We start from the raw sequence: 22,856 nt of genomic DNA on the forward strand, positions 1-22,856 counted from the left end.
AACCGTCGCAGCGTATTTACTGCCGGGTGACAACCCCCGCGGACCGCCCTATAAGGCGCGCAAAATGATCATCCTCAGGACGCTGACATGACAACGCTCGTATTTGGCCACAAATCCCCCGACACCGATTCCACAGGCTCACCGATCCTGTGGTCCTGGTACCTAAATGAAATCAAAGGCGAACAGGCCGAGCCCGTTCTGCTGGGCGAGCCCAACACCGAAGCGGCGTTCCTGCTGCAACGCTGGGACCTGCCCAAGCCGCGCATCATCGAAGATGTCGACGCGGACGCTCCCGTCGTCATCGTGGACACCAACAACCCGGCCGAACTGCCCGCGAGCATCAACGGCGCCGACATCCGCGCCATCATCGACCACCACAAGCTGGTCGGCGGCCTGGAAACCAAAGGCCCGATTGACATCACCGTGCGCCCGCTGGCCTGCACGGCGACCATCATGATGGACCTGATCGGCGATGACACCGCCAAGATGCCCGAGGCCATTAAGGGCGCAGCACTTACCTGCATCCTGTCGGACACGCTGGAATTCCGCTCGCCCACGACCACAGCACACGATCGCGCCGTAGCCGAGAAGCTGGCGGCCGATCTGGGTCTGGATATCCCGGCCTATGCCGCTGACATGTTCGCGGCGAAATCCGACGTATCCTCGTTCTCGGACGCCGAACTGATCCGTATGGACAGCAAGGAATACGAGGTCGACGGCACTAAATTCCGTGTTTCGGTTCTGGAAACCACCGCACCGGGCGTTGTGCTGGACCGCAAGGCCAGCCTGGCGAACTCGATGGTCGACGTAGCCAAGGAAGACGGCGTCGATCAGGTCCTGCTCTTTGTGGTCGACATCCTGAACGAAGAAGCCACCCTGCTGGTACCCAACGATCTGGTCAAAGGTGTTGCCGAAAAGAGCTTTGGTGCAACAGTTGACGGCGACGCCGTCGTCCTGCCCGGCATCATGAGCCGGAAAAAACAGATTATCCCAAACCTCAAGGTTTGATCCGAAAGATCGATGGAACAAGGCGCCCTATTGGGCGCCTTTTCTTATGCCATCGGCGGCATGGCCTCAAAGCTTGGCATGCCTTCTGGGATCACGTGGAACTCCTGCTTTTCCGCAACAAACAATGCGGCCTTTGGCCCCCGAAATACTGCAGGATCATCCAGTGTACCAATTTTGACAATAACCGGGTCCAGACCCGGCCTGTGCGTTGCCACATGCGTTCCGCAATCTGCACAAAACTCTCGCGTGACCGGATTGGCACGATCAGGACGTTTATATGTTTTGGGTTCACCTGATGTGTATCGGAATCCCTCTCGCGGCATCAACATGAACAGATTTGGGGCACCGCCGGAAACGTGCTGACAGGCCCGGCAATGGCACTGCCCTTTGAATATCGGCTTCCCTTCGGCCTCGTATCTTAACGCACCACAAAAGCAACCACCTTCCAGTTTCATTCGTTTTCTCCTGATTGTTGGCAAAACAATGGACAAGTCGAATGAGAAATTGCAGTGTCACGTTTGACATTAAACATGCCATTTTTGACAAATGCCACCCATAAAGACCATCATATTGCACCCCGACCCGTGCCAGAAATCGAGCCTTTTCATTGCCAGCGAAACATTGGACGCGGCGAACAGAGTATCCCGTTTGCACGGAAGGGGTGATGCCTTCACCTTTACGACGTTGACGCCTGACCGTTGTTGGCCAGGCGAAAAGAAACCCGATTTGGTAATTTTGCCGGGGCTTGGACTGACAACCGAACGAGAGTTGCAGGCGGCCATGAAAACAGAGGCGTTTAAACGACTTGTCACCGTTTTGACGGAACTCAAGGGCGCACCGACGGTCGTATCTGGAGCGTGTTCTGCTTGTTTTGCCCTTGGCGCGGCGGGACTGTTGGATAGCCGCAAGGTGACAACGTCTTGGTGGCTGATCCCAGCACTTCAAAACATGTTCCCTTCAGCACGACCTATATCCAGTGAGATTGTTCTGCACGACGGCAATGTGGTCACGGCCGGGGCTGCCTTCTCCCAGATTGACCTGATGCTATTCTTGATCGAACATTTTGCCGGATTTGCAGTCGCCGAGGATTGCCGTCGGTTCCTGATGGCCGACAGTCGACCAAGCCAGCTACCTTACATGTCCGTTGCGGCGATGATTGCCGGCGATCCGGCCCTGCAAAAGGCAGAATTACATCTGCGTCGGAATATCGTTCATCAAGTTACTCTTGCGGATCTGGCAAGCTCTGCGGGGCTGGGAACCAGAACATTTGCGCGCCGCTTGTCGCGTGCAGCGGCGATGACACCCTCCACCTTCATTCAAACCGTTCGTGTCACGGAAGCAATTCGATTGGCCCGCACCAGTGCGTTGAACCATGATGAAATCGCGGCTCGGGTCGGTTACGCGGATGCAACCGTACTGCGTCGGGCCATGCGCAAACGCACAGGCCAGACATTGGAGAGCTTTCGCAAGTGACACGTTTTGATTTCAATGGCCTTCTACTTTGTCATGCGGCATACAGCACTTGACGCAGGCAACAATCGGACCACCGCGCAATGACCCAGATCATCCACACACTCTCCGAGATTTCAGACCGCTATAAGGCGCTGTTTGTTGACCTGTGGGGATGCGTCCACAACGGCATCACTGCGTACCCCGAAGCGGTTGCGGCCCTGCAGAAGTACCGGGAACAGGGCGGTATTGTTGTGCTGGTCACCAACTCGCCCAAACCTAGGGCGGGCGTGGCTGAACAACTTGGGCAATTTAACGTCCCTTCTGACGCTTATGACACTATCGCCACCAGCGGTGACTCAGCACGGTCCGCCATGTTCCGTGGTGCGGTCGGAGAAAAAGTCTTTTTCATGGGCGAATGGGAGCGCGATGCGGGTTTCTTTGAACCCCTGAAACTATTGCACCACCCGATCCACATCGAACGCGTCCCGCTAGACGAGGCCGAGGGTATCGTATGCTGCGGGCCGTTTGATCCGATGGCAGACCCCGCTGTCAACCGCCCCGATTTCCTGTACGCCAAGCAAAAAGGCATGAAGTTGCTGTGCGCCAACCCGGACATTGTCGTGGACCGGGGCGAGGTGCGCGAGTGGTGCGCCGGGGCGCTGGCCAAGCTGTATACCGAAATGGGCGGCGAGAGCCTGTACTTCGGAAAACCCCACCCGCCGATTTATGATCTGGCGCGGCGCAGGCTGCAGGAACTCGGTCATGATATCCCGGATGGCGACATTCTCGTGATCGGTGATGGCCCCCACACGGACATTCTGGGCGGTATGGGTGAAGGGATTGATTCTTTGTTTATCTCGGGTGGTCTGGCCGCAGCGGAAACAAAAACTGAGCACCATCCGCACCACGAATCTCTAAGTGATTATATTGCAAGGGAAAAGATAAACCCGACCTACACGATCGGCCGTTTGAGATAGTCAAAAAAGACTTGATTTTCTGCAGTTGCGAAGTAATAAAGTTGCCCAACGGGGGCGACTTGCGTTGTTTTGTTGCCCATTGAACTCGAGTGAGGGCGACATGTTGGATAATCTTCCACGCGGCACGATCTGTATTGAAGACATCGAAATGGGCATGACCCGCCACCTGCGCAAAGTGGTGACGGACGAAGATATCGAGATGTTCGCGCAGGTCTCAACGGACCGGAATCCTGTGCATCTGGACGACGACTATGCCCGCGACACTATCTTTGAGGGGCGCATTGCCCACGGCATGCTGACGGCGGGTCTGATCTCGGCCGTTATCGGTGAGCAACTTCCGGGCCACGGCACAGTCTATATGGGCCAGTCGCTCAAGTTTCTGGCCCCGGTGCGTCCCGGCGACATGGTCTATGCCGAGGTCAAGGTCATCGACATCGACTTTGCCAAGCGCCGTGTGAAACTGGACTGCCATTGCGCGGTCGATGGCAAAAAGGTGCTGGTGGGTGAAGCCATGGTTTTGGCCCCGTCGCGCAAATTCGACTGAGGCAACGGCACCACAACGCATTCGAAGGGCGCCGAAAAACGGCGCCTTTTTTGTATTGCGACCTTCGAATGACCATCGTTCTGGTGTGGATTGATACCTCTTGCTGCTGAAGCGAGCCATTGTGCCAATCAGATGCTTGAACCCGGTCTCCAGTCCCGCTAGGCAAGCTCTATGCAGATCATCCGGGATTTCCAGTTTGTCGAGCCAGAACACCGAGGCGCCAGTGTGGCAATCGGCAACTTTGATGGCGTTCACGTCGGCCATCGGTCAGTGATTGAGCTAGCGAAAAGCGTGGCGCCGGATGCACCGCTTGGCGTTCTGACCTTCGAACCGCATCCGCGCGAGTATTTTGCACCCGACGCCCCGCCTTTTCGTCTTATGCGCGGAAACGCACGTGCGCACCGGTTGGAAAAACTGGGCGTGCAAAAGCTGTACGAATTGCCGTTCAATGCCGCCCTTGCCGGCCTGACGCCCGAAGAATTTGCCCGCAATGTCATCTGCGACGGGCTTGGCCTGTCACATGTAGTGGTCGGCGCGGACTTTTGTTTCGGCAAGGGGCGCAGTGGCACCGCCGAAGACATGGCTCGCTTCGGGCAGGAAATGGGTTTTGGCGTCACCATAGCGCCGCTGATGGAACGCTCTGATGACGTCGTTTCTTCAACCGCGATCCGTACTGCGTTGTCTGATGGTCGCCCCCGCGACGCCGCAGCGATGCTGGGCCATTGGCACCGAGTGGAAGGCGAAGTGATTGGCGGCGAGCAGCGCGGGCGCGAGCTGGGATTTCCTACCGCCAATATGTCCATCGAAGGACTGCACCCGCCAAAGTTCGGTGTTTATGCCGTGCTGGTTGATGTGTTGGATGGGCCCCACCAGGGTAGCTATTGCGGCGCGTCCTCGGTCGGGACGCGGCCGATGTTCAACGGTGAAGTCCCCAACATCGAGACCTTCCTGTTTGATTTCTCGGGTGACCTTTACGGGTCGACGCTTTCTGTCGGACTAGTCGAGTATCTGCGCCCCGAAATGACGTTTGACGGGCTGGACGAGTTGGTCACCCAGATGAATGCCGATTGCGACAAAGCCCGCACCCTTCTGGCCGCACTATGAGCACCGACCCGATTGATCGCGGTGGGCTGCCGCCCCGGTTCTGGGAACGCAAACCCCTGACCAAGATGAATCAGCGCGAGTGGGAAGCACTGTGCGACGGCTGCGGCAAGTGCTGTCTGAACAAGCTTGAGGACGAGGATACCGGCGAGGTCGCTCTGACCTGCGTTGCTTGCCGTCTGCTGGATGATGAAAGCTGCCGCTGCACGCAATATGACATCCGCCACCAGTTCGTGCCGGAATGTATCGTGATGAAGCCCGAAAACATCGACGATCACGCCTATTGGCTGCCGCAGACCTGTGCCTATCGGCTTTTGTGGGAAGGCAAACCTCTTTACGACTGGCATCCTTTGATATCAGGTACGCCGGACAGCGTGCACGACGCTGGTGTCTCGGTTCAGGGGCGCACGGTGTCCGAGTTCGAAACGCCCATGGAAGAGTGGGAAGACTATATTATTGAGGAGCCCAGCTGATGTATTTTGCTTCTGACAATTCCGGGCCAGTTCATCCGCAGGTTATGGCCGCTTTGAACGAAGCCAATCAGGGCTATCAGATGGCCTATGGCGCGGACACTCTGATGAACGAAGTCCGGGATCGCATTCGCGGGATTTTCGAAGCACCCGGAGCGGCGGTGTACCTAGTCGCCACCGGCACGGCGGCGAACTCGCTTGCATTAGCAACGCTCGCCCAGCCGTGGGAAACGGTGTTTTGCTCGCCCGTGGCCCACATCCACGAGGATGAATGCAACGCGCCGGAATTCTACACAGGCGCCAAGCTGACGCTGGTGCCGGGCGGCGACAAGATGGACCCCGAGGCCCTGCGCCGCTCTATTCTAGCCGAAGAAACGCGCGGCGTGCACGGTCCCCAACGCGGGCCGGTCTCGATCACGCAAGTGACGGAACGGGGGTCAGTCTATTCGCCGGCCGAATTGCAGGCGCTGTGCGGGGTCGCCAAGGAGTACGGCCTGCCTGTGCATCTGGACGGCGCGCGTTTCACCAACGCTCTGGTGGCGCTGAACTGTTCACCAGCCGAGATGACATGGAAGGTAGGGGTCGACGCAGTCAGCTTTGGCGGCACAAAGAACGGATTGATGGGTGTCGAAGCCGTCGTTTTCTTTGACGAATCCAAAGCCTGGGAATTCGAGCTACGCCGCAAGCGCGGTGCGCATCTGTTTTCAAAGCACCGCTATTTGTCGGCCCAGATGGATGCGTATCTGAATGACGACCTGTGGCTACAATTGGCGAGAATGGCCAATGCTAACTGCGCGCATCTTGCCGATGGGCTACGCGCAAAGGGGGCTACCTTTCTGCACGAACCGCAAGCCAACATGATCTTTGCGCAATTTTCCCGCGCACGGCATAAGCAACTGCACGAGGCGGGCGCGGTCTATCACCTTTGGGGTGCGGAATTGGACGGCACAGATGACAATGAAATTCTGGCCTGCCGCTTGGTCTGTGACTGGTCGATCAGTTCAAACGATATTGATCGGTTCCTGGCGTTGCTTTGATAAGCAATCGGGGGGATATCCCCCCAAAACTCATTGCATCAAAACGACTGAGGCACACCACTCCAGAACCGCTGGACGACGCTAGCCACATGCTGGGGATGCGTGATTGGCACCATGTGCCCACCGCCTGACACAACTTCAGTTCGGGCGTTGGGAAGCCGTCGGCAAAGACCTTCGCCAATTGCAGGCACAACCGGGTGCGTTTCAGCCCCAGTCACAATCAGGATCGGCATATTGGCCCGATCCAGAACGCCAGCGTTCAAAACCCCCTTTTGGTCCCGAAACAGAACGTCATCAACGGCCGGAACAACGTGAACCCCGCGGGTCATGGCCGCTCGTGTTTTCTCAGGCAGATCGGGCCAGCGCGGACCGGCATCTGCGCCCCACATCCGGTTGAACAGTCTGGCCGCCAGCGCCATATCCCCGGCAGCAAACGCATCGGTAACGGGTCTTACTTCCCCATCATGCTGCTGAATCACTTCCGGCGCATCCTGGGCCGCAACGGCAAAAAACACAGGCTCGATCAGCACGGCGCTGCGGACCAGTTCCGGGAATAGGACCGCTAAGTGCAAGGCGACCACAGCGCCAAAAGAGTGCCCGATAATGTCCATCGGCTTGGTCAATTGCGCCGCCGACGCCCCCGCCACGAGGTCAAACAAATCGCCTTGCCCGTCCCAGTCAGGGCTTCGGCCATGGGATGGCATATCGGGGGCGATCAAAGTCGCTTGCCCGCCCAACGCTGACGCCAGCCCAGACCACGCCCCGGAATGCGCGATGGTGCAGTGCAGAGCAAGCACCTCGCGCGCGCCCTGCCCCAGCGTTCTGACGAACACGTCGTTTGACAAGGGTTCGTCTTTCACCCTTTCAATTCCGTGAGGTGCTGGTCCAGATCCTCCAACCGATCCTGTCCCCAGAACCGCTGATCGTCTTCAGTGATATAGAACGGCGCGCCAAAAACGCCGCGATCCACGGCCTCTTCAAGATTGGCTGCGTAGGTTTCGGCCCCGACGAGCAAGCCACTATCGGCAAGCCCCGGATCAAAGCCCGCTTGGGTCAAGCAATCGCGGATCACATCGTCTTGCGCGATGTCCTTTTCCTCGGCCCAGCAGGCCCGCACGAAGGAGTGGGCCAGTTTGCCAACATCGCCCGTACCGTCCTTGATCGCAGCAATGATCGCGTAGGACGATGGTGCCGCGTTGGTCGGCCAATGCGCCGGCTGCAGATTGAACGCCATCCCGAGGTTCTTTGACTGACGCTGTAGTTCCTGCGCGCGATATTCTATGCGTGAGATGTGGCGATCCTTGGGTGGAGTTCCCCCCGTACGTCCGAACAGCGCCACGATATCCAGCGGTTTGTAGTTGATCGTTGCACCGTGTTTCGCCGCGATCTCCTCCAGTCGCATACCCGCCAGATAGGTATAGGGCGAGAGTGTCGCAAAATAGTAGTCAATGTTGGCCATGTGCACTTTCTCCGCTGCGTTATCTTTGCGAGACGGTAAGGCCATGCTAAGCGGTGTCAACATCACGAATCTGTCACATTTGCCATTGCTGCCCGGGGACCTCAGCCGATGCCGACACTCAACGAACCCAAGCTAATCGCTGGGAACGCTAATCTTCCTCTTGCCGAATCCATTTCGCGACGCATGAGCCTGTATCGCGGCGTCGATCAGAACTTGGTCGATGCGCGGGTCGAACGCTTCAATGACGGCGAGATCTTCGTCGAAGTGTTCGAAAACGTACGCGGCGAGGACATGTTCATCGTCCAGCCAACGTCGAACCCAGCGAACGACAACCTGATGGAGCTGCTGATCATCGCTGACGCTCTGCGCCGTTCGTCGGCCCAGCGGATCACCGCCGTGATCCCCTATTTCGGTTACGCCCGTCAGGATCGCCGCACCAAGGCTCGCACACCGATCAGCGCCAAGCTGGTGGCCAACATGCTGACCGGCGCCGGGATCGAGCGGATCCTGACCATGGACCTGCACGCAGCGCAAATCCAGGGTTTCTTCGACATGCCGGTCGACAACCTCTATGCATCGCCGATTTTTGCGCTGGATGTGAAACACCAATTCCAGGACAACCTGGACGAGCTCATGGTCGTATCGCCCGACGTGGGCGGCGTGGCCCGCGCACGTGAATTGGCCAAGCGCATCAACGCGCCCCTTTCGATCGTGGACAAGCGCCGCGAAAAGGCGGGTGAAGTTGCCGAGATGACCGTTATCGGCGACGTCAAAGACAAGATCTGCCTAATCGTGGACGACATGTGCGACACCGCCGGCACGCTGTGTAAAGCGGCTCAGGTTCTTTTGGATAACGGCGCTAAGGAAGTGCACTCGTATATCACCCACGGTGTGATGAGCGGTCCTGCGGTTGAGCGTGTGACCAACTCGGTGATGAAGTCGCTGGTCCTGACCGACACGATCCAGCCAACCAAAGAAGTCGCCAATGCCAAAAACATTCGCATCGTACCAACCGCACCGATTTTTACGCAGGCCATTCTGAACATCTGGAACGGAACGAGCGTGTCTTCGCTGTTTGAGGATAAGACGCTGATACCGATCTACGAGTCGATGTATCACATGGACTGACCGAGTTGGGCGGCTTAACGGCCGCCCATTTTCGTCAACATAACAAGGCAGGACATTCTCGTGACAACTTCAAAACGTATTGTTCTTTCCAGCGACCACGCAGCCATCGAGTTGCGCCAGGCGGTCGCCGATCACATCGCAGCGCAAGGCTGGGAGGTCGTAGACATCGGTCCCAAAACGCCTGAAAGCACCCATTATCCAGTTCACGGCAAAGCCGCAGCGCAGGCTGTAGCTTCGGGCGATTGCCAACTTGGCATCGTCCTGTGCGGCACGGGCCAAGGGATCATGATGGCGGCCAACAAGGTTCCGGGCATTCGCTGTGGCGTGTGTTCTGACGCTTTCTCGGCCCGCATGATCCGCGCGCATAACAACGCCAACATGCTATCGATTGGCGCCCGAGTCGTGGGTGAAGGTCAGGCTCTGGATATCGTGGACGCATTCCTTAGCGCCGAATTCGAGGGGGGCCGTCACGCGACGCGGGTGGATATGATTGAAGGACAAGACGGTTAGGGTTTCTACCCCAAAACCTGCCAAATCGACACCGAATTCGTCGACGGTCAAACCCCAGACGCAAATACATTTCGCCCAGGTTCCAATGAGTTGGGCAGGTGCTTGAGGCTAGCCACCTGTCCAATTCATACACCCGATTTCAACAAGATTCTGCAACTGTGCGGGCTAAGCATTTTTTTCTTGTGCCCTGCCTGCTGACCAATTGTCACCACCTTTTCGCGGCAAGTTATAATCGATTTCGAAACTTAAAGAACTCGCCTTATGTCGAACGCTAATTTTCATGATCGCATTCGGCGCATCAACGCCAAATCCTAAGAGCATCGGGCAAGGCGCAGACGCTAAGCTCGGTTTTCGGCCTCATACTCGGTGTTGGTGCATGCGTTAGCTTATTATCAGGGGTGATAGCTACAAGAGTTGCAACTGAGACCGCGTTTGAGGTCTTTCAGAGTGCTTTAGTGATTTCGATTTTTTGCTTGTATCTTCGATACTCATCGGACTCGTTGGCGTATTTCTGCGTGGATATGCGCTAGGCCGAGTTCCGGTGTATTTTGCAATCGGCGCGTCGGCGACTTTTTCGATAGTCCTTTTTACAGGATTGCCCGCGCAATTAATGGAGTACTTCTATTCCGTTTTGCAGTAACGACGAGCAAAGGGAAACATAGAATTCGCCGTCCGATTGGCCCCGATTACTAAGAAATATCCCAATCATCCTCATGCGCAACTTCGCCAATCGCGGTCCACGTGACACGTATTCTGGCGATCCGTGTGTCCGACCAAGTTCGGAACACCGCGCTAAAACCTTCGGGTGTGATGTCTTCGGCTGCCACCTCGGCACGCAGGGCCGACGAGGTGTCCACGTCCCACAGCGAAACGCCAATCTGAACCACGGGAATCGACCGGAACGGTTGGCTGAACATGATAGCCGACCGGCGCTGGCGCGGACCTTCACCCGTCCACATTTCGCCACCATCAGCGAACTCGGAAAATAATACGGCCTCGCCTTGGTCTATACCAATCGGGTGGGTTCTAAATGTCTTCATTCATTCGACTTTATCAATGAACCCCCAGAGGTTAACCCGGTATTTCGATAAAAACACTACAAAAAAACGGCCCCGCATCTACGGGGCCGTTTTTCTTGATCAATCGAACGCGACTGGCCTTACAGGCTCATGTGCGTTCCAAGGGCTTCCATGTCGGCCAGCAGCTTGGCGGCGTCGTCGACGATGGTCTGATCGTCGCCGTTCTTCGCCGCTTCGTGCGAAGCGCGGGCCTCGGCAATCAGGTCGTCCAGATGCGACCGGGTCACTTCGGCAACCGGAATGGCCTTTTCGGCCAGAACCGACAGGCTATCACCGTTGATCTGGGCAAACCCGCCGGTGACCAGGTATTCGCTGGCTCCTTCGGGTGCCTCAACCTTCAGCAGACCGGGGCGCAGCGTGGTGATGGTAGGGGCATGATCGGGCATTGCCGTCATGTCCCCGTCCGCGCCGGGAATCTGGACCGCGGTAACCGCGAGCGAAGCTAGGCTCCTCTCGGGGCTGACGAGGTCGAATTGCATCGTGTTTGCCATCAGGGATACTCCTTAGGCGGCTTCTGCGGCCATCTTTTCCGCTTTGGCGATCACTTCGTCGATGCCGCCAACCATCAGGAAGGCTGCTTCGGGCAGGTGATCGTATTCGCCGGCGACAACCGCTTTGAACGACGCGATGGTCACATCCAGAGGTACCTGAACGCCCGGCGAACCGGTAAAGACCTGGGCCACGTCGAACGGCTGCGACATGAAGCGTTCGATCTTACGGGCACGGGCCACGGTCAGTTTGTCCTCTTCCGACAGTTCGTCCATGCCGAGGATGGCGATGATGTCCTGCAGCGACTTGTAGCGCTGGAGGATCTGCTGAACGTCGGTCGCAACCTTGTAGTGCTCTTCACCGACGATGGCCGGGTCAAGCAGACGCGAGGTCGAGTCGAGCGGGTCAACCGCAGGGTAGATACCCTTTTCCGAGATCGCACGGTTAAGAACGGTGGTCGCATCCAAGTGTGCGAACGAGGTTGCCGGCGCAGGGTCGGTAAGGTCGTCCGCAGGCACGTAGATCGCCTGAACCGAGGTGATCGAGCCCGACTTGGTCGAGGTGATGCGTTCCTGCAGGGCGCCCATGTCGGTGGCCAGTGTCGGCTGATAGCCCACAGCTGACGGAATACGACCCAGCAGAGCCGAAACCTCGGAGCCCGCCTGCGTGAAGCGGAAGATGTTGTCGACGAAGAACAGAACGTCGGTACCGGACTGGTCGCGGAACTGCTCGGCCAGGGTCAGACCGGTCAGAGCAACACGCGCACGTGCTCCCGGAGGTTCGTTCATCTGGCCGTAAACCAGCGCCACCTGCGATTCCGACAGGTTGTCCGGCTTGATCACGTTCGATTCGATCATCTCGTGATAAAGGTCGTTGCCCTCACGGGTCCGTTCACCAACGCCCGCAAACACCGAGAAGCCCGAGTGCACTTTTGCGATGTTGTTGATCAGTTCCATGATCAGAACGGTTTTACCAACGCCGGCACCGCCGAACAGGCCGATCTTACCGCCTTTGGCGTAAGGGGCCAGCAGGTCAACAACCTTGATGCCTGTGACCAGAACTTCCGACTCGGTCGACTGTTCTGCGAAGGTCGGCGCAGGCTGGTGGATTGCGCGGGATTCGGTTGCCTCAACCGGGCCCTTTTCGTCAATGGGGTCGCCAACAACGTTCAGGATGCGGCCCAGAGTGGCGTTGCCAACCGGAACCGAGATCGGCGCGCCCATGTCGGTCACTTCTTCGCCACGGACCAGACCTTCGGTCGCGTCCATCGCGATGGTGCGGACAGTGTTTTCACCCAGGTGCTGAGCAACTTCCAATACCAGGCGCTTGCCGTTGTTGGTGGTTTCCAGCGCGTTCAGAATTTCAGGCAGCTGATCTTCGAAGTGCACGTCCACGACGGCCCCGATGATCTGTGTGACTTTGCCTTTTGCATTCGCCATGTTTCGTCTCCGGTTTTCTTACAGCGCTTCGGCGCCGGAAATAATTTCAATCAGCTCGTTGGTGATCACGGCCTGACGCGAGCGGTTGAACTGGATCGTCAGCTTGTCGATCATCTCACCCGCGTTGCGTGTCGCGTTGTCCATCGCGGACATCCGTGCACCCTGTTCAGACGCTCCGTTTTCGAGCAGAGCCGAGAAGATCGCGGTCGCAACCCCCTTGGGCAGCAGGTCGGCCAGGATGGCCTCTTCGCTGGGCTCGTAGTCGAAAATGGCACCGCTGTCGTCACCCTCGGTTTCCTCGAACGAGGCGGGGATGACCTGCTGTGCCGTCGGGATCTGGGTCACAACGTTGACGAACTTCGAGTAGAAGATCGTGGCAACGTCGAACTCACCCCCGTCGAAGCGGGACAGGATGTCCTTCGCGATGTCTTGCGCGTTGGTATAACCCAGACGCTTGACCTCGCTCAGGTCGATATGTCCAACGAACAGCTCGCCAAAATCACGCTTGAGCGCGTCGCGGCCTTTTTTGCCGACGGTCAGAACTTTGACTGTCTTGCCCTTCAGGCGCAGCTCTTCCGCCTTTTGGCGGGCCAGTTTGGCGATGTTCGAGTTGAAGCCGCCGCACAGGCCGCGTTCAGCTGTCAACACAACCAGCAGATGGACATCATCACTGCCCGTACCACGGAGCAGCTTGGGGGCGCTGTCGCTGCCCCCGACCGACGCCGCCAGCCCCGCCATCACGGCATTGAACCGTTCGGCATATGGGCGCGAGGCTTCGGCAGATTCCTGGGCGCGGCGCAGTTTTGCAGCCGCGACCATCTGCATGGCCTTGGTGATCTTGCGGGTCGATTTGACCGACTCGATCCTGTTTTTAAGGTCCTTCAGACTAGGCATCGGAACCTCCTCTTACGCGAAGGTCGCGGCGTATTCGTCGATCGCTGCCTTGAGTTTGTCTGCTGCGTCACCTTTGATCTTCGGATCTTCGTCGGTGATCCACTTCAGCAGTTCAGCGTGCTTACCGCGCAGGTGCGACAGCAGGCCAGCTTCATAGCGGCCAACGTCAGATACGTCGATCTTGTCGAGATAGCCGTTGGTGCCGGCGAAGATGACGCAAACGATTTCAGCGTTGGTCAGCGGCGAGTACTGCGGCTGTTTCATCAGCTCGGTCAGACGTGCGCCACGGTTCAGCAGCTGCTGGGTTGCGGCGTCGAGGTCCGAACCAAACTGCGCAAAGGCCGCCATTTCGCGGTACTGAGCGAGCTCCAGCTTAACCGGACCAGCAACCGACTTCATCGCGTTGGTCTGAGCCGAAGAGCCCACACGCGAAACCGACAGACCGGTGTTCACGGCAGGCCGGATACCCTGATAGAATAGTTCGGTTTCAAGGAAGATCTGACCGTCGGTGATCGAGATCACGTTGGTCGGAATAAACGCCGAAACGTCACCACCTTGAGTTTCGATAACCGGCAGAGCGGTCAGCGAGCCTGCACCGAAATCTTCGTTCAGCTTCGCCGAACGTTCCAGCAGACGGGAGTGGAGGTAGAAAACGTCACCAGGATAGGCTTCACGTCCGGGCGGACGGCGCAGAAGCAGGGACATCTGACGATAGGACACAGCCTGTTTCGACAGGTCATCATAGATGATCAGCGCGTGGCGGCCATTGTCACGGAAGTATTCGGCCATCGCGGTTGCGGCATAAGGTGCCAGGAACTGCATCGGCGCCGGGTCGGACGCGGTTGCGGCCACAACGATCGAGTAGTCAATCGCGCCGGACTCTTCCAGCTTCTTCACCAGCTGTGCAACGGTCGAACGCTTCTGACCGACCGCAACGTAAACGCAGTACAGTTTCTTCGACTCGTCGTCGCCTGCCGCGTCGTTGTAGGTTTTCTGGTTCAGGATGGTGTCCAGAGCCACAGCGGTTTTACCGGTCTGGCGGTCACCAATGATCAGTTCCCGCTGGCCACGGCCGATCGGGATCATCGCGTCAACCGATTTCAGACCGGTCGCCATCGGCTCGTGCACCGATTTACGCGGGATGATGCCAGGGGCTTTTACGTCTGCAACGCCACGCTTGGTTGCGTTGATCGGACCCTTGCCGTCAATCGGGTTACCCAGACCGTCAACAACGCGGCCCAGCAGTTCGTCACCGATCGGAACGTCCACGATTGAGTTGGTGCGCTTGACCGTGTCACCTTCTTTAATGTCACGGTCAGAACCGAAGATAACGACACCAACGTTGTCGCTTTCCAGGTTCAGCGCCATTCCCATGATGCCGCCAGGGAATTCGACCATCTCACCGGCTTGCACATTGTCCAGGCCGTATACACGGGCAATCCCGTCACCGACGCTCAGCACGCGGCCGATTTCGGCCACTTCGGCTTCCTGACCAAAATTCTTGATCTGGTCCTTCAGGATTGCAGAAATCTCTGCAGCTTGGATTCCCATTTATCCGACCTCTTTCATTGCATTTTGTAGGGAGTTCAGCTTCGAACGGATCGAGCTATCGATCATTTTCGAGCCCACTTTAACGACAAGACCGCCGATGAGGCTTTCATCAACGGTCGCATTGATTGTCACGGTCTTGCCCACACGCTCGGACAGCGTCTTGGACAGTTTATCCATTTGCGTCTTGGTCAGCGCCTTGGCCGAGGCGACATCGGCGGTCACTTCGCCACGCTCATCTGCCAGCATGTCGCGCAGAACCTGCACAAGCTGCGGGATCACGAACAGGCGACGTTTTTCAGCCATCAGACCCAGCGTGTTGCGCAGGATGGTGTGCAGCCCCATCTTGTCGGCAACTGCGGTAATTGCGGCTTCTTGTTCCGCGCGGGAAACCAGCGGTGATGCGATCAGGTTGCGCAAGTCGGCGCTTTCGCCCAGAGCTGCCGCCAGATCGTTGATGCCGGATTCCAGACCTGAGAGGTCATTATTCTCTTTGGCGATCTCAAAGATCGCTGTGGCATAGCGCTCGGCAATGCCAGTGGAAATCGAAGCTGGTTCGGACACGTCCACCCTTCCGATATTTGAGGCCCCGATTTCGCGTAGCGGCCGCTACCCGGGGCGTGAGGAAACCCCGTCCATAAAGGGCGGGGATCAAAATCACCGGGGATGTAGCAGAGCAGAACCCAGCTAGCAATATATTATCACGGTAAACACTTTATCCACAAAACGTTTAATTTCAGCCACTTAAGACAGGTGCGACCCTTTTATCCGGCTGAGACGGGCGAAAAATGTTACGAAAGTGTAGGTTTTTGCGATTCCTGTGGCCTTTTTCCCTCAATTTTCGCGATTTGATGCGGGAAAAGGGCCTGACGTCTCAGGCCGGTTTCAGCAGACCATCTAGCGCCTTGATCGGCCGGCGCTCCGCGTCTTTTGTGACATTGCCGCTGGGGGGCCTGATATGTTTGGTGACCTCGACCATCAGCACCCCGCCCGCCATGATCGTCGGCAAACGCTGCCCGGTCTTTTCGATCAGACTGCCCGATTTCAGCCAAAAACGACGGAAGGACGGCGGCAGGTAGAGCGCCGAACAATGGCGCTCCGGAATAAAGTGATGCGCCTTGAGCTGACTCTCCAGTTGCGAAGCCGAATAGGGCCGACCGAAGCCAAAAGGGGTCTTGTCCGTTCGTGACCACAGCCCTGCCCGGTTCGGAACGATAAAGAACGCGCGACCACCCGGCCCCAGTACGCGCCAGCATTCATCCAGCAACTGACTGGGCCGTTGCGACGTCTCCAGCCCGTGCATGACAATCAGCTTGTCGACATGACCGGTTTCGATAGGCCACAGTGTTTCCTCGGTCAGAACGGACACATTGGCCATGCCGGCAGGCCACGGCATAACACCTTGCGGACCCGGCATCAGGCCAATGACGCGCCGTGCATCGGGCAGATAGGGGCGCAGCAACGGCACTGCGAATCCGAAACCCACAACGGTTTGCCCCTTCGCCTCGGGCCACTGTTGGAGCAATCGTCCACGGATCGCCGCCTGCGCCGCGCGGCCCAGGGTACTGCGATAATAGAAATTCCTCAGATCCTGCACATCAAGATGCATTGCGGACACCCGGTCAATCGGCTTAGCTGGGCGCAGTCTAGCAACGAAAGGGCAAAAGGCCATGCCTCTTGAGATCGTTACCATTCCTTGTCTCAGCGACAACTACGCCTTTCTGGCGCATGATGCCGTTAGCGGCAACACCGCACTGATCGACGCGCCCGAGGCCGAGCCCATTCTGGCCGAACTGGACAAGCGCGGATGGACCCTATCTCATGTCCTGCTGACTCATCACCATTGGGACCACGTCGACGGGTCGGCCGGTATTCTGGAAAAACAACCGGCCAAGGTGATCGGTGCCGCAGCGGACGCGCACCGCCTGCCCCCGCTGGATCGGCAGGTCAGCGATGGAGACACATTCAAAATCGGCGGCGAGCCTGTGCACGTGATGGACGTATCCGGCCATACCGTCGGACATGTCGCTTACTATATGCCGGAAAGCGCGGTCGTCTTTACCGCCGACAGTCTCATGGCGTTGGGTTGTGGCCGCCTGTTCGAGGGAACGGCACCGCAGATGTGGACCTCGCTCAGCAAACTGGCTGTGTTGCCGGATGAAACTATGGTATGCTCGGGACACGAATATACACAATCCAATGCAAAGTTTGCCATTACCGTCGATCCCGACAACAAGGCATTGAAGCAGCGCATGGCGGATATTGACCGTGCACGCGCCGCCGGAGAGCCCACCGTACCGTCGAGTCTGGCCTTGGAAAAAGCAACAAACCCGTTTTTACGCGCCAACGATCCGGCGATTCAGGCGCATCTGGGGATGCCGAATGCCGACCCTGCACAAGTTTTTGCGGAAATTCGGGCTAGAAAAGACCGCTTCTAGTGCCTAAATCGCCTTCTTCACGGCCACGGTCACGTGAAATGTGACTGTCAAGTGAAAGAAAACCCTTGAAGCCGCGCCACGATCAACCAAACTCTAATAGTATGAGGACATGGTTGGATGGGGTGCCGGCCAAAGGCTGCCCCTTTCGACCCAAGACAGAGGAGCACCCGCGTGCCTTCATTCTCGAGCACATTAGAACAAGCCATTCACGCGGCCCTGGCGGCTGCGAATGAACGGCGCCACGAATTTGCTACGCTTGAGCATCTGCTGCTGGCGCTGCTGGAAGAACCCGACGCCATTCGCGTCATGAAAGCCTGCAGCGTTGATCTGGATGAACTGCGCAGCACGCTGGTCGAATTCATCGACGAAGATCTGTCGAACCTGGTGACAGATATCGACGGCTCCGAAGCCGTGCCAACGGCCGCTTTCCAGCGCGTCATTCAACGCGCGGCTATTCACGTCCAAAGCTCTGGCCGCACCGAAGTGACAGGGGCCAATGTACTGGTTGCAATCTTTGCCGAACGCGAAAGTAACGCGGCCTATTTCCTGCAGGAGCAGGACATGACCCGTTACGACGCGGTGAACTTCATCGCGCATGGCGTGGCCAAGGATCCGGCCTATGGCGAGAACCGCTCGGTTTCCGGCGCGGATCAGGTCGAGGAAGAAGTTCAGGCGAGCGCAGGTGAAGGCGAGCAGAAAGAAAGCGCGCTGGGTAAGTACTGTATTGATCTGAACGCCAAGTCCCGCGCAGGCGATGTCGATCCGCTGATCGGTCGCGCCGACGAGGTTGAGCGCTGCATTCAGGTTCTCTGCCGTCGCCGCAAGAACAACCCGCTGCTGGTGGGTGATCCGGGCGTAGGCAAAACCGCCATTGCCGAGGGACTGGCACATAAAATCGTCGGTGGGGAAGCCCCTGAAGTACTGTCCCACACCACTATCTATTCTCTGGATATGGGGGCTCTGCTTGCGGGCACTCGCTACCGCGGTGACTTTGAGGAACGCCTGAAGGCAGTCGTGACCGAGTTGGAAGATCACCCCGACGCGGTGTTGTTCATCGACGAAATCCACACCGTCATCGGTGCTGGTGCCACTTCGGGTGGCGCGATGGATGCGTCGAACCTGCTGAAACCTGCCCTACAAGGCGGCAAGCTGCGCACCATGGGCTCGACCACATACAAGGAATTCCGTCAGCATTTTGAGAAGGACCGCGCGCTCAGCCGCCGGTTCCAGAAGATCGACGTGAACGAACCTTCGGTCGAGGACAGTGTAAAGATCCTGCGCGGCCTGAAGCCCTATTTCGAAAAGCACCACGAGATCAAATACACTGCGGATGCGATCAAGACCGCTGTTGAGCTTTCGGCGCGCTATATCAATGACCGCAAGCTGCCCGACAAGGCCATCGACGTGATTGATGAGGCCGGTGCCGCACAGCACCTGGTCGCGGAAAGCAAGCGCCGTAAGACCATCGGCGTTAAAGAGATCGAGGCGGTCGTCGCCAAGATCGCGCGCATTCCGCCCAAGAACGTCACCAAGGACGATGCCGAGGTACTGAAAGACCTCGAAGCCTCGCTGAAACGGGTGGTGTTTGGACAGGACGAGGCCATTGAAGCGCTGTCCAGCGCGATCAAACTGGCCCGTGCCGGACTGCGTGAGCCTGAGAAGCCCATCGGCAACTACCTGTTCGCCGGTCCGACCGGTGTGGGTAAGACCGAAGTTGCGAAACAGCTGGCAGATACGCTGGGTGTGGAACTGCTACGCTTTGACATGTCGGAATACATGGAAAAGCACGCAGTTTCCCGTCTGATCGGCGCGCCCCCGGGCTATGTCGGCTTTGATCAGGGCGGTCTTCTGACCGACGGTGTCGATCAGCACCCGCATTGCGTGCTGCTGCTGGACGAGATCGAAAAAGCTCACCCGGACGTTTTCAACATTCTGTTGCAGGTGATGGACCACGGTGAGTTGACCGATCATAACGGCCGCACGGTGAACTTCCGCAACGTGGTTCTGATCATGACCTCGAACGCAGGCGCGCAGGAACAAGCCAAAGCCGCCATCGGCTTTGGCCGTGACCGTCGCGAGGGCGAGGATACCGCCGCGATCGAACGGATGTTCACGCCGGAGTTCCGCAATCGCCTGGATGCCGTGATCTCGTTCGCGCCGCTGCCGAAAGAGGTCATCCTACAGGTGGTCGAAAAGTTCGTGCTGCAGCTTGAAGCACAATTGCTGGATCGCAACGTGACCATCGACCTGACGCCCAAGGCCGCTGAATGGCTGGCGGACAAAGGCTATGACGACAAGATGGGTGCGCGTCCGCTGGGCCGTGTCATTCAGGAGCACATAAAGAAACCTCTGGCCGAAGAACTGCTGTTCGGCAAGTTGGCCAAAGGCGGTGTGGTCCGCGTGTCCGTCAAGAAGGGCGAATTGAACCTGGAGATTCTTGGCCCCGATCAGCCGCGCATTCCGGGCGACAAGCCCCCGCTTTTGACAGCGGACTGATCCGCGTACTGATTGCCTAATCTGATCGCCCGGTTGACCCATCAACCGGGCGATTTCCATTTGTGCAACGACCAACACAGGTTGCCATCCACTGATGGTTTTTTCGACGGAATCCCAAGCACAGCGCGTGTCAATTTTATAGTCGAACCGCACAGGGGATTTTCATGACCAAAATCATAACCGTTTGGAGCGTTGCATTCGCCCTTACCACCGTTGCCGCCATAGCGACCGCTCAGCAAAGGTTTCGCTATCACGATGAAACGGAAACCAGACCGCTGGCCTTGCAACCGGCAACGGTCGACCCCGGGATCAGCCGCTCGGAGGTAAAGGAGTCCCGAACCAATTTGCGTGTCTCGGCCAATGGCATTCCGGATCACCTGGTAGGCAAGTTCCCAAACCGGGGGAATCCCCACCAGATTTCCGAGCAAAAGGTCAATCTGAAGATACCTGCCAACCCTAAACGCAATGGGTCTATCTCGCCGCTTGATCTGGGGTGGAATTTTGGCGTGTCGTTGAACGGGGTCGTGTTTGACCCGCTGGCCGCCGAGTTTTGGCAGGGGAACCCTCGCTCGGGCTGGTCGTACAATGCGCTGGGTGGCGCAGTCGCTCTGGGGCTCGACGAAAACTATGCCCATGTGCAACCCAACGGGAAATACCATTACCACGGCATTCCCACAGGTTTGGTCGAACTGTTGGATTATGCGCCAAACCGTCATTCGCCGCTGATCGGCTATGCGGCAGACGGTTTCCCGATTTACGCAATGACTGGTGTCGTGAATGGGACTGTGACGCAAATGACGTCATCCTATCGTTTGAAGAGCGGCAATCGCCCCGGCGGCAGCGCACCTGACGGAAAGCACGACGGAACGTTCAATGAAGACTACGTGTATGTCGCTGGCGCCGGAAATCTGGACGCGTGCAATGGGGCCTTCACGGTATCGCCAGAATACCCCTCAGGCACATACGCCTATTTCCTGACCGAGACTTATCCCGTCGTGCCGCGCTGCTTTGCCGGTACGCCAGACGACAGCTTTCGGTTCGGGCGGCGCTGACCAGAACCTGACGTGGTTAACAAGTATGCTGTTACCTTTCGGTGAGTTTCAGCTCGATCCGCCGGTTCTGCGCCCGTGCCTCCGGCGTATCCGCCGGATTGACAGGCTGGAACTCACCAAACCCGTTGGCGGCCAGTCTGTTGGGCGGAATACCCAGCGCGTCGACCATGTAACGCACAACTGACAATGCCCGGCCCTGGCTCAGTTCCCAGTTGTCGCGGTATCGCCCGGATCCGGCCAGCGGCACGTTGTCCGTGTGACCGTCGACTCGGATCACCCAGTTCAGACCTTCGGGAATTTCGGCTGCCACGCCACGCAGGATGTTGGCCACTTTGGCAACCTCTTGCCGCCCAATCGGTGACAACACGGCCGAGCCTGTGTCAAACAGAACCTCCGACGAGAACACAAAGCGGTCACCTTCAATCCGAACGCCTTCCTCATCCCCCAGGACATCACGTAGACGGCCAAAGAACTCCGAGCGGTAGCGCTGCAGATCTTCGGCTTGAGCAGCCAGTTCCTCGTTCTGACCGGACAGAGCTTCGGCCTCGGCCTCCAGCCGTGCGCGTTCGGCCTCTTCCAGTAGACGGCGGCGACGCTCTTCCGAGGCCGCGCGGGCCAGCGCTGCGTTCAGGTCCTGACCCAGTGTCTGAATGCGGATATCGGCGGCGGCATTGCGTTCTTCATAGTCGTCCAGAATCGCTTGCAACCCGCCCAGCTGTTGGCGCAGCGCAGCCATCTGTTGGTTCAGCAATGCAGTTTCGCGTTGCGCTTCGGCGGAAATCTCCTTCTCGGCAGAAATCGCATCGCGGGCAACAGCCAATAGGGCCGAACGCTCTTCCGCCAGCGATCGCTGGGTTTGCGCTTCGGCCTGTGCTTCAGTTTGTGCGGCAAGTGCGGCCTGTAGCTGGTCCAGCAACTCTTCGGTATTCAACGCACCAAACTGGCGCTCAAGCTCCGCTTTGGCCGCACGCGCGGCAGCTAGCAATGTCAGCGTATCCTCGGCTTCTTTACGCTGTGCTTCCAAAGCCAGCGTCATGGCCGTCAGTTCAGCGTCGGCATCTTGCAGTCGGTTACGCAGGTTTTCGGCAGCGGCGGCCTCGGCCAGTTTAGCGGCCTCTTCCGCGCTCAGCTGTTCCTCCAGCTCTCCGATCCGTGTGGCCTGTGACGCTTCGCTTTGCTCCAGGTCCGAGACCAAAGCTTCCAACGCCTCACGCCGGGCAGCAGCAAGCCGCGCAGCTTCGGTCTGCTCGTCGATCTCGGCCCGACTTTGCGCCAATGCGAGATTCAGCGCCTGCTGTTCATCCAGCAATTCCGCACGTTGAGATTCCAAAGTGGCGATTGCACCGCGCGCACGTTCCTGATCTGCCAGCAGTGCGGTAACCTGCGCCTCGAAATCGGTGATGCGCGCCTGTGACAGGGCCAGATCAACCTCGGCCCGCGCCAGTGTATCCTCGGTTTGCGACAGGGTTGCGTTCAACGCCCCGAGACGTGCCTGCAACCGGCTGTTTTCACGCTCTTCCAGACCCAATGCCCCTGCCAGCGCCGCGACCTCATCGGATAGCGCGGTCAGTTCGTCCTCTTGTCCGGAGATGGTCTCGCGCAACACGAACTGAACCACCATGAAGATGGTCAGCACAAAGGTCAGCACCATCAACAGCCCTGTGATCGCGTCAACAAAGCCCGGCCAAACCGATCCTTGAAAACGCTGACCTGTGCGGCGGGACAGAGCCATAAG

The 22,856-nt window shown here is 58.0% G+C and carries 23 protein-coding genes; 12 read left to right on the plus strand and 11 right to left on the minus strand.

What is annotated here, in order from left to right:
• Positions 1-87: 87 nt before the first annotated feature.
• A complete protein-coding gene (locus ACR0AA_RS04850) occupies positions 88-1,008 on the plus strand; it encodes a manganese-dependent inorganic pyrophosphatase (protein WP_480755547.1) in 921 nt (306 codons plus the stop codon).
• A gap of 44 nt (positions 1,009-1,052) precedes the next feature.
• Here ACR0AA_RS04850 and ACR0AA_RS04855 read toward each other — a convergent pair whose 3' ends face one another.
• Positions 1,053-1,463 carry a GFA family protein gene (locus tag ACR0AA_RS04855; RefSeq protein ID WP_480755548.1) on the minus strand — a complete coding sequence of 137 codons (411 nt, stop codon included), beginning with the start codon at positions 1,461-1,463 and terminating at the stop codon, positions 1,053-1,055.
• Between the two features lie 91 nt (positions 1,464-1,554).
• Here ACR0AA_RS04855 and ACR0AA_RS04860 point away from each other — a divergent pair, with 91 nt between their 5' ends.
• The 6 genes from ACR0AA_RS04860 to ACR0AA_RS04885 all read left to right on the plus strand — a co-directional run bounded on the left by ACR0AA_RS04860 (position 1,555) and on the right by ACR0AA_RS04885 (position 6,589).
• The gene (locus tag ACR0AA_RS04860) at positions 1,555-2,481 is read left to right on the plus strand and encodes a GlxA family transcriptional regulator (protein ID WP_480662199.1); all 927 of its coding nucleotides are present in this window, start codon (positions 1,555-1,557) and stop codon (positions 2,479-2,481) included.
• Positions 2,482-2,561: 80 nt separating this feature from the next.
• Entirely contained in the window at positions 2,562-3,437 is an 876-nt protein-coding gene (locus ACR0AA_RS04865; RefSeq protein ID WP_480662197.1) for an HAD family hydrolase, read from the plus strand.
• Positions 3,438-3,537: 100 nt separating this feature from the next.
• Positions 3,538-3,981: a MaoC family dehydratase gene (locus tag ACR0AA_RS04870; RefSeq protein WP_058275996.1), complete on the plus strand. Its 444-nt coding sequence runs from the start codon at positions 3,538-3,540 to the stop codon at positions 3,979-3,981.
• A 171-nt stretch (positions 3,982-4,152) separates the two neighbouring features.
• Positions 4,153-5,085 carry a bifunctional riboflavin kinase/FAD synthetase gene (locus ACR0AA_RS04875; RefSeq protein ID WP_480755549.1) on the plus strand — a complete coding sequence of 311 codons (933 nt, stop codon included), beginning with the start codon at positions 4,153-4,155 and terminating at the stop codon, positions 5,083-5,085.
• Positions 5,082-5,555, plus strand: coding sequence for a YcgN family cysteine cluster protein (locus ACR0AA_RS04880; protein WP_480755550.1), 474 nt, complete (start codon positions 5,082-5,084; stop codon positions 5,553-5,555). Before ACR0AA_RS04875 ends, ACR0AA_RS04880 begins: the two co-directional genes overlap by 4 nt.
• A complete protein-coding gene (locus tag ACR0AA_RS04885; protein WP_480755551.1) occupies positions 5,555-6,589 on the plus strand; it encodes a threonine aldolase family protein in 1,035 nt (344 codons plus the stop codon). Before ACR0AA_RS04880 ends, ACR0AA_RS04885 begins: the two co-directional genes overlap by 1 nt.
• Before the next feature lie 38 nt (positions 6,590-6,627).
• Here ACR0AA_RS04885 and ACR0AA_RS04890 read toward each other — a convergent pair whose 3' ends face one another.
• The gene (locus tag ACR0AA_RS04890) at positions 6,628-7,449 is read right to left on the minus strand and encodes an alpha/beta fold hydrolase (protein ID WP_480662188.1); all 822 of its coding nucleotides are present in this window, start codon (positions 7,447-7,449) and stop codon (positions 6,628-6,630) included.
• Positions 7,446-8,048 carry a DsbA family protein gene (locus ACR0AA_RS04895; protein WP_480662186.1) on the minus strand — a complete coding sequence of 201 codons (603 nt, stop codon included), beginning with the start codon at positions 8,046-8,048 and terminating at the stop codon, positions 7,446-7,448. The genes ACR0AA_RS04890 and ACR0AA_RS04895 overlap by 4 nt, the downstream gene beginning before the upstream one ends.
• 108 nt (positions 8,049-8,156) lie before the next feature.
• Here ACR0AA_RS04895 and ACR0AA_RS04900 point away from each other — a divergent pair, with 108 nt between their 5' ends.
• Positions 8,157-9,176: a ribose-phosphate pyrophosphokinase gene (locus ACR0AA_RS04900; protein WP_480662185.1), complete on the plus strand. Its 1,020-nt coding sequence runs from the start codon at positions 8,157-8,159 to the stop codon at positions 9,174-9,176.
• A 60-nt stretch (positions 9,177-9,236) separates the two neighbouring features.
• Complete coding sequence (gene rpiB, locus ACR0AA_RS04905; protein WP_480662183.1) at positions 9,237-9,686, plus strand: ribose 5-phosphate isomerase B; 450 nt, start codon at positions 9,237-9,239, stop codon at positions 9,684-9,686.
• A 689-nt stretch (positions 9,687-10,375) separates the two neighbouring features.
• On the opposite strand, the gene ACR0AA_RS04910 is transcribed toward rpiB, so the two are convergent.
• The 7 genes from ACR0AA_RS04910 to ACR0AA_RS04940 form a co-directional block, all read right to left on the minus strand.
• Positions 10,376-10,726, minus strand: coding sequence for an H-type lectin domain-containing protein (locus tag ACR0AA_RS04910; RefSeq protein WP_480662181.1), 351 nt, complete (start codon positions 10,724-10,726; stop codon positions 10,376-10,378).
• A gap of 119 nt (positions 10,727-10,845) precedes the next feature.
• Positions 10,846-11,256 carry a F0F1 ATP synthase subunit epsilon gene (locus ACR0AA_RS04915; protein ID WP_480662180.1) on the minus strand — a complete coding sequence of 137 codons (411 nt, stop codon included), beginning with the start codon at positions 11,254-11,256 and terminating at the stop codon, positions 10,846-10,848.
• Positions 11,257-11,268: 12 nt separating this feature from the next.
• Complete coding sequence (gene atpD, locus ACR0AA_RS04920) at positions 11,269-12,693, minus strand: F0F1 ATP synthase subunit beta (protein WP_480662179.1); 1,425 nt, start codon at positions 12,691-12,693, stop codon at positions 11,269-11,271.
• An 18-nt stretch (positions 12,694-12,711) separates the two neighbouring features.
• The gene (locus tag ACR0AA_RS04925) at positions 12,712-13,587 is read right to left on the minus strand and encodes a F0F1 ATP synthase subunit gamma (RefSeq protein ID WP_480662177.1); all 876 of its coding nucleotides are present in this window, start codon (positions 13,585-13,587) and stop codon (positions 12,712-12,714) included.
• A 12-nt stretch (positions 13,588-13,599) separates the two neighbouring features.
• Positions 13,600-15,138, minus strand: a complete 1,539-nt coding sequence (gene atpA, locus ACR0AA_RS04930; protein ID WP_480662175.1) for a F0F1 ATP synthase subunit alpha — start codon at positions 15,136-15,138, stop codon at positions 13,600-13,602.
• Positions 15,139-15,699 carry a F0F1 ATP synthase subunit delta gene (locus ACR0AA_RS04935; protein WP_480662173.1) on the minus strand — a complete coding sequence of 187 codons (561 nt, stop codon included), beginning with the start codon at positions 15,697-15,699 and terminating at the stop codon, positions 15,139-15,141.
• A gap of 310 nt (positions 15,700-16,009) precedes the next feature.
• A complete protein-coding gene (locus ACR0AA_RS04940; protein ID WP_480662171.1) occupies positions 16,010-16,744 on the minus strand; it encodes a class I SAM-dependent methyltransferase in 735 nt (244 codons plus the stop codon).
• A 61-nt stretch (positions 16,745-16,805) separates the two neighbouring features.
• Between ACR0AA_RS04940 and gloB the strand changes: the two genes are divergently transcribed.
• The 3 genes from gloB to ACR0AA_RS04955 all read left to right on the plus strand — a co-directional run bounded on the left by gloB (position 16,806) and on the right by ACR0AA_RS04955 (position 21,121).
• Positions 16,806-17,573 carry a hydroxyacylglutathione hydrolase gene (gloB, locus tag ACR0AA_RS04945; RefSeq protein ID WP_480662169.1) on the plus strand — a complete coding sequence of 256 codons (768 nt, stop codon included), beginning with the start codon at positions 16,806-16,808 and terminating at the stop codon, positions 17,571-17,573.
• Positions 17,574-17,744: 171 nt separating this feature from the next.
• On the plus strand, positions 17,745-20,069 hold the full coding sequence (gene clpA / locus ACR0AA_RS04950; protein WP_480662167.1) for an ATP-dependent Clp protease ATP-binding subunit ClpA: 2,325 nt from the start codon (positions 17,745-17,747) through the stop codon (positions 20,067-20,069).
• Positions 20,070-20,233: 164 nt separating this feature from the next.
• Positions 20,234-21,121, plus strand: coding sequence for a YHYH protein (locus ACR0AA_RS04955; RefSeq protein ID WP_480662165.1), 888 nt, complete (start codon positions 20,234-20,236; stop codon positions 21,119-21,121).
• A gap of 31 nt (positions 21,122-21,152) precedes the next feature.
• Here the strand turns inward: ACR0AA_RS04955 and ACR0AA_RS04960 are convergent, their stop codons facing one another.
• Positions 21,153-22,853, minus strand: coding sequence for a peptidoglycan -binding protein (locus ACR0AA_RS04960; RefSeq protein WP_480662164.1), 1,701 nt, complete (start codon positions 22,851-22,853; stop codon positions 21,153-21,155).
• Positions 22,854-22,856: the final 3 nt, after the last annotated feature.

This window comes from Ruegeria sp. CE8, assembly GCF_056537465.1.

What these genes read in the sequence shown, in the direction of transcription:
- ACR0AA_RS04850 (WP_480755547.1), top strand. Translation starts at nt 88, where the DNA reads ATGACAACGCTCGTATTTGGCCACAAATCCCCCGACACCGATTCCACA.
- ACR0AA_RS04855 (WP_480755548.1), bottom strand. Translation starts at nt 1,463, where the DNA reads ATGAAACTGGAAGGTGGTTGCTTTTGTGGTGCGTTAAGATACGAGGCC.
- ACR0AA_RS04860 (WP_480662199.1), top strand. Translation starts at nt 1,555, where the DNA reads ATGCCACCCATAAAGACCATCATATTGCACCCCGACCCGTGCCAGAAA.
- ACR0AA_RS04865 (WP_480662197.1), top strand. Translation starts at nt 2,562, where the DNA reads ATGACCCAGATCATCCACACACTCTCCGAGATTTCAGACCGCTATAAG.
- ACR0AA_RS04870 (WP_058275996.1), top strand. Translation starts at nt 3,538, where the DNA reads ATGTTGGATAATCTTCCACGCGGCACGATCTGTATTGAAGACATCGAA.
- ACR0AA_RS04875 (WP_480755549.1), top strand. Translation starts at nt 4,153, where the DNA reads ATGCAGATCATCCGGGATTTCCAGTTTGTCGAGCCAGAACACCGAGGC.
- ACR0AA_RS04880 (WP_480755550.1), top strand. Translation starts at nt 5,082, where the DNA reads ATGAGCACCGACCCGATTGATCGCGGTGGGCTGCCGCCCCGGTTCTGG.
- ACR0AA_RS04885 (WP_480755551.1), top strand. Translation starts at nt 5,555, where the DNA reads ATGTATTTTGCTTCTGACAATTCCGGGCCAGTTCATCCGCAGGTTATG.
- ACR0AA_RS04895 (WP_480662186.1), bottom strand. Translation starts at nt 8,048, where the DNA reads ATGGCCAACATTGACTACTATTTTGCGACACTCTCGCCCTATACCTAT.
- ACR0AA_RS04900 (WP_480662185.1), top strand. Translation starts at nt 8,157, where the DNA reads ATGCCGACACTCAACGAACCCAAGCTAATCGCTGGGAACGCTAATCTT.
- ACR0AA_RS04910 (WP_480662181.1), bottom strand. Translation starts at nt 10,726, where the DNA reads ATGAAGACATTTAGAACCCACCCGATTGGTATAGACCAAGGCGAGGCC.
- ACR0AA_RS04915 (WP_480662180.1), bottom strand. Translation starts at nt 11,256, where the DNA reads ATGGCAAACACGATGCAATTCGACCTCGTCAGCCCCGAGAGGAGCCTA.
- atpD (WP_480662179.1), bottom strand. Translation starts at nt 12,693, where the DNA reads ATGGCGAATGCAAAAGGCAAAGTCACACAGATCATCGGGGCCGTCGTG.
- ACR0AA_RS04925 (WP_480662177.1), bottom strand. Translation starts at nt 13,587, where the DNA reads ATGCCTAGTCTGAAGGACCTTAAAAACAGGATCGAGTCGGTCAAATCG.
- atpA (WP_480662175.1), bottom strand. Translation starts at nt 15,138, where the DNA reads ATGGGAATCCAAGCTGCAGAGATTTCTGCAATCCTGAAGGACCAGATC.
- ACR0AA_RS04940 (WP_480662171.1), bottom strand. Translation starts at nt 16,744, where the DNA reads ATGCATCTTGATGTGCAGGATCTGAGGAATTTCTATTATCGCAGTACC.
- gloB (WP_480662169.1), top strand. Translation starts at nt 16,806, where the DNA reads ATGCCTCTTGAGATCGTTACCATTCCTTGTCTCAGCGACAACTACGCC.
- ACR0AA_RS04955 (WP_480662165.1), top strand. Translation starts at nt 20,234, where the DNA reads ATGACCAAAATCATAACCGTTTGGAGCGTTGCATTCGCCCTTACCACC.
- ACR0AA_RS04960 (WP_480662164.1), bottom strand. Translation starts at nt 22,853, where the DNA reads ATGGCTCTGTCCCGCCGCACAGGTCAGCGTTTTCAAGGATCGGTTTGG.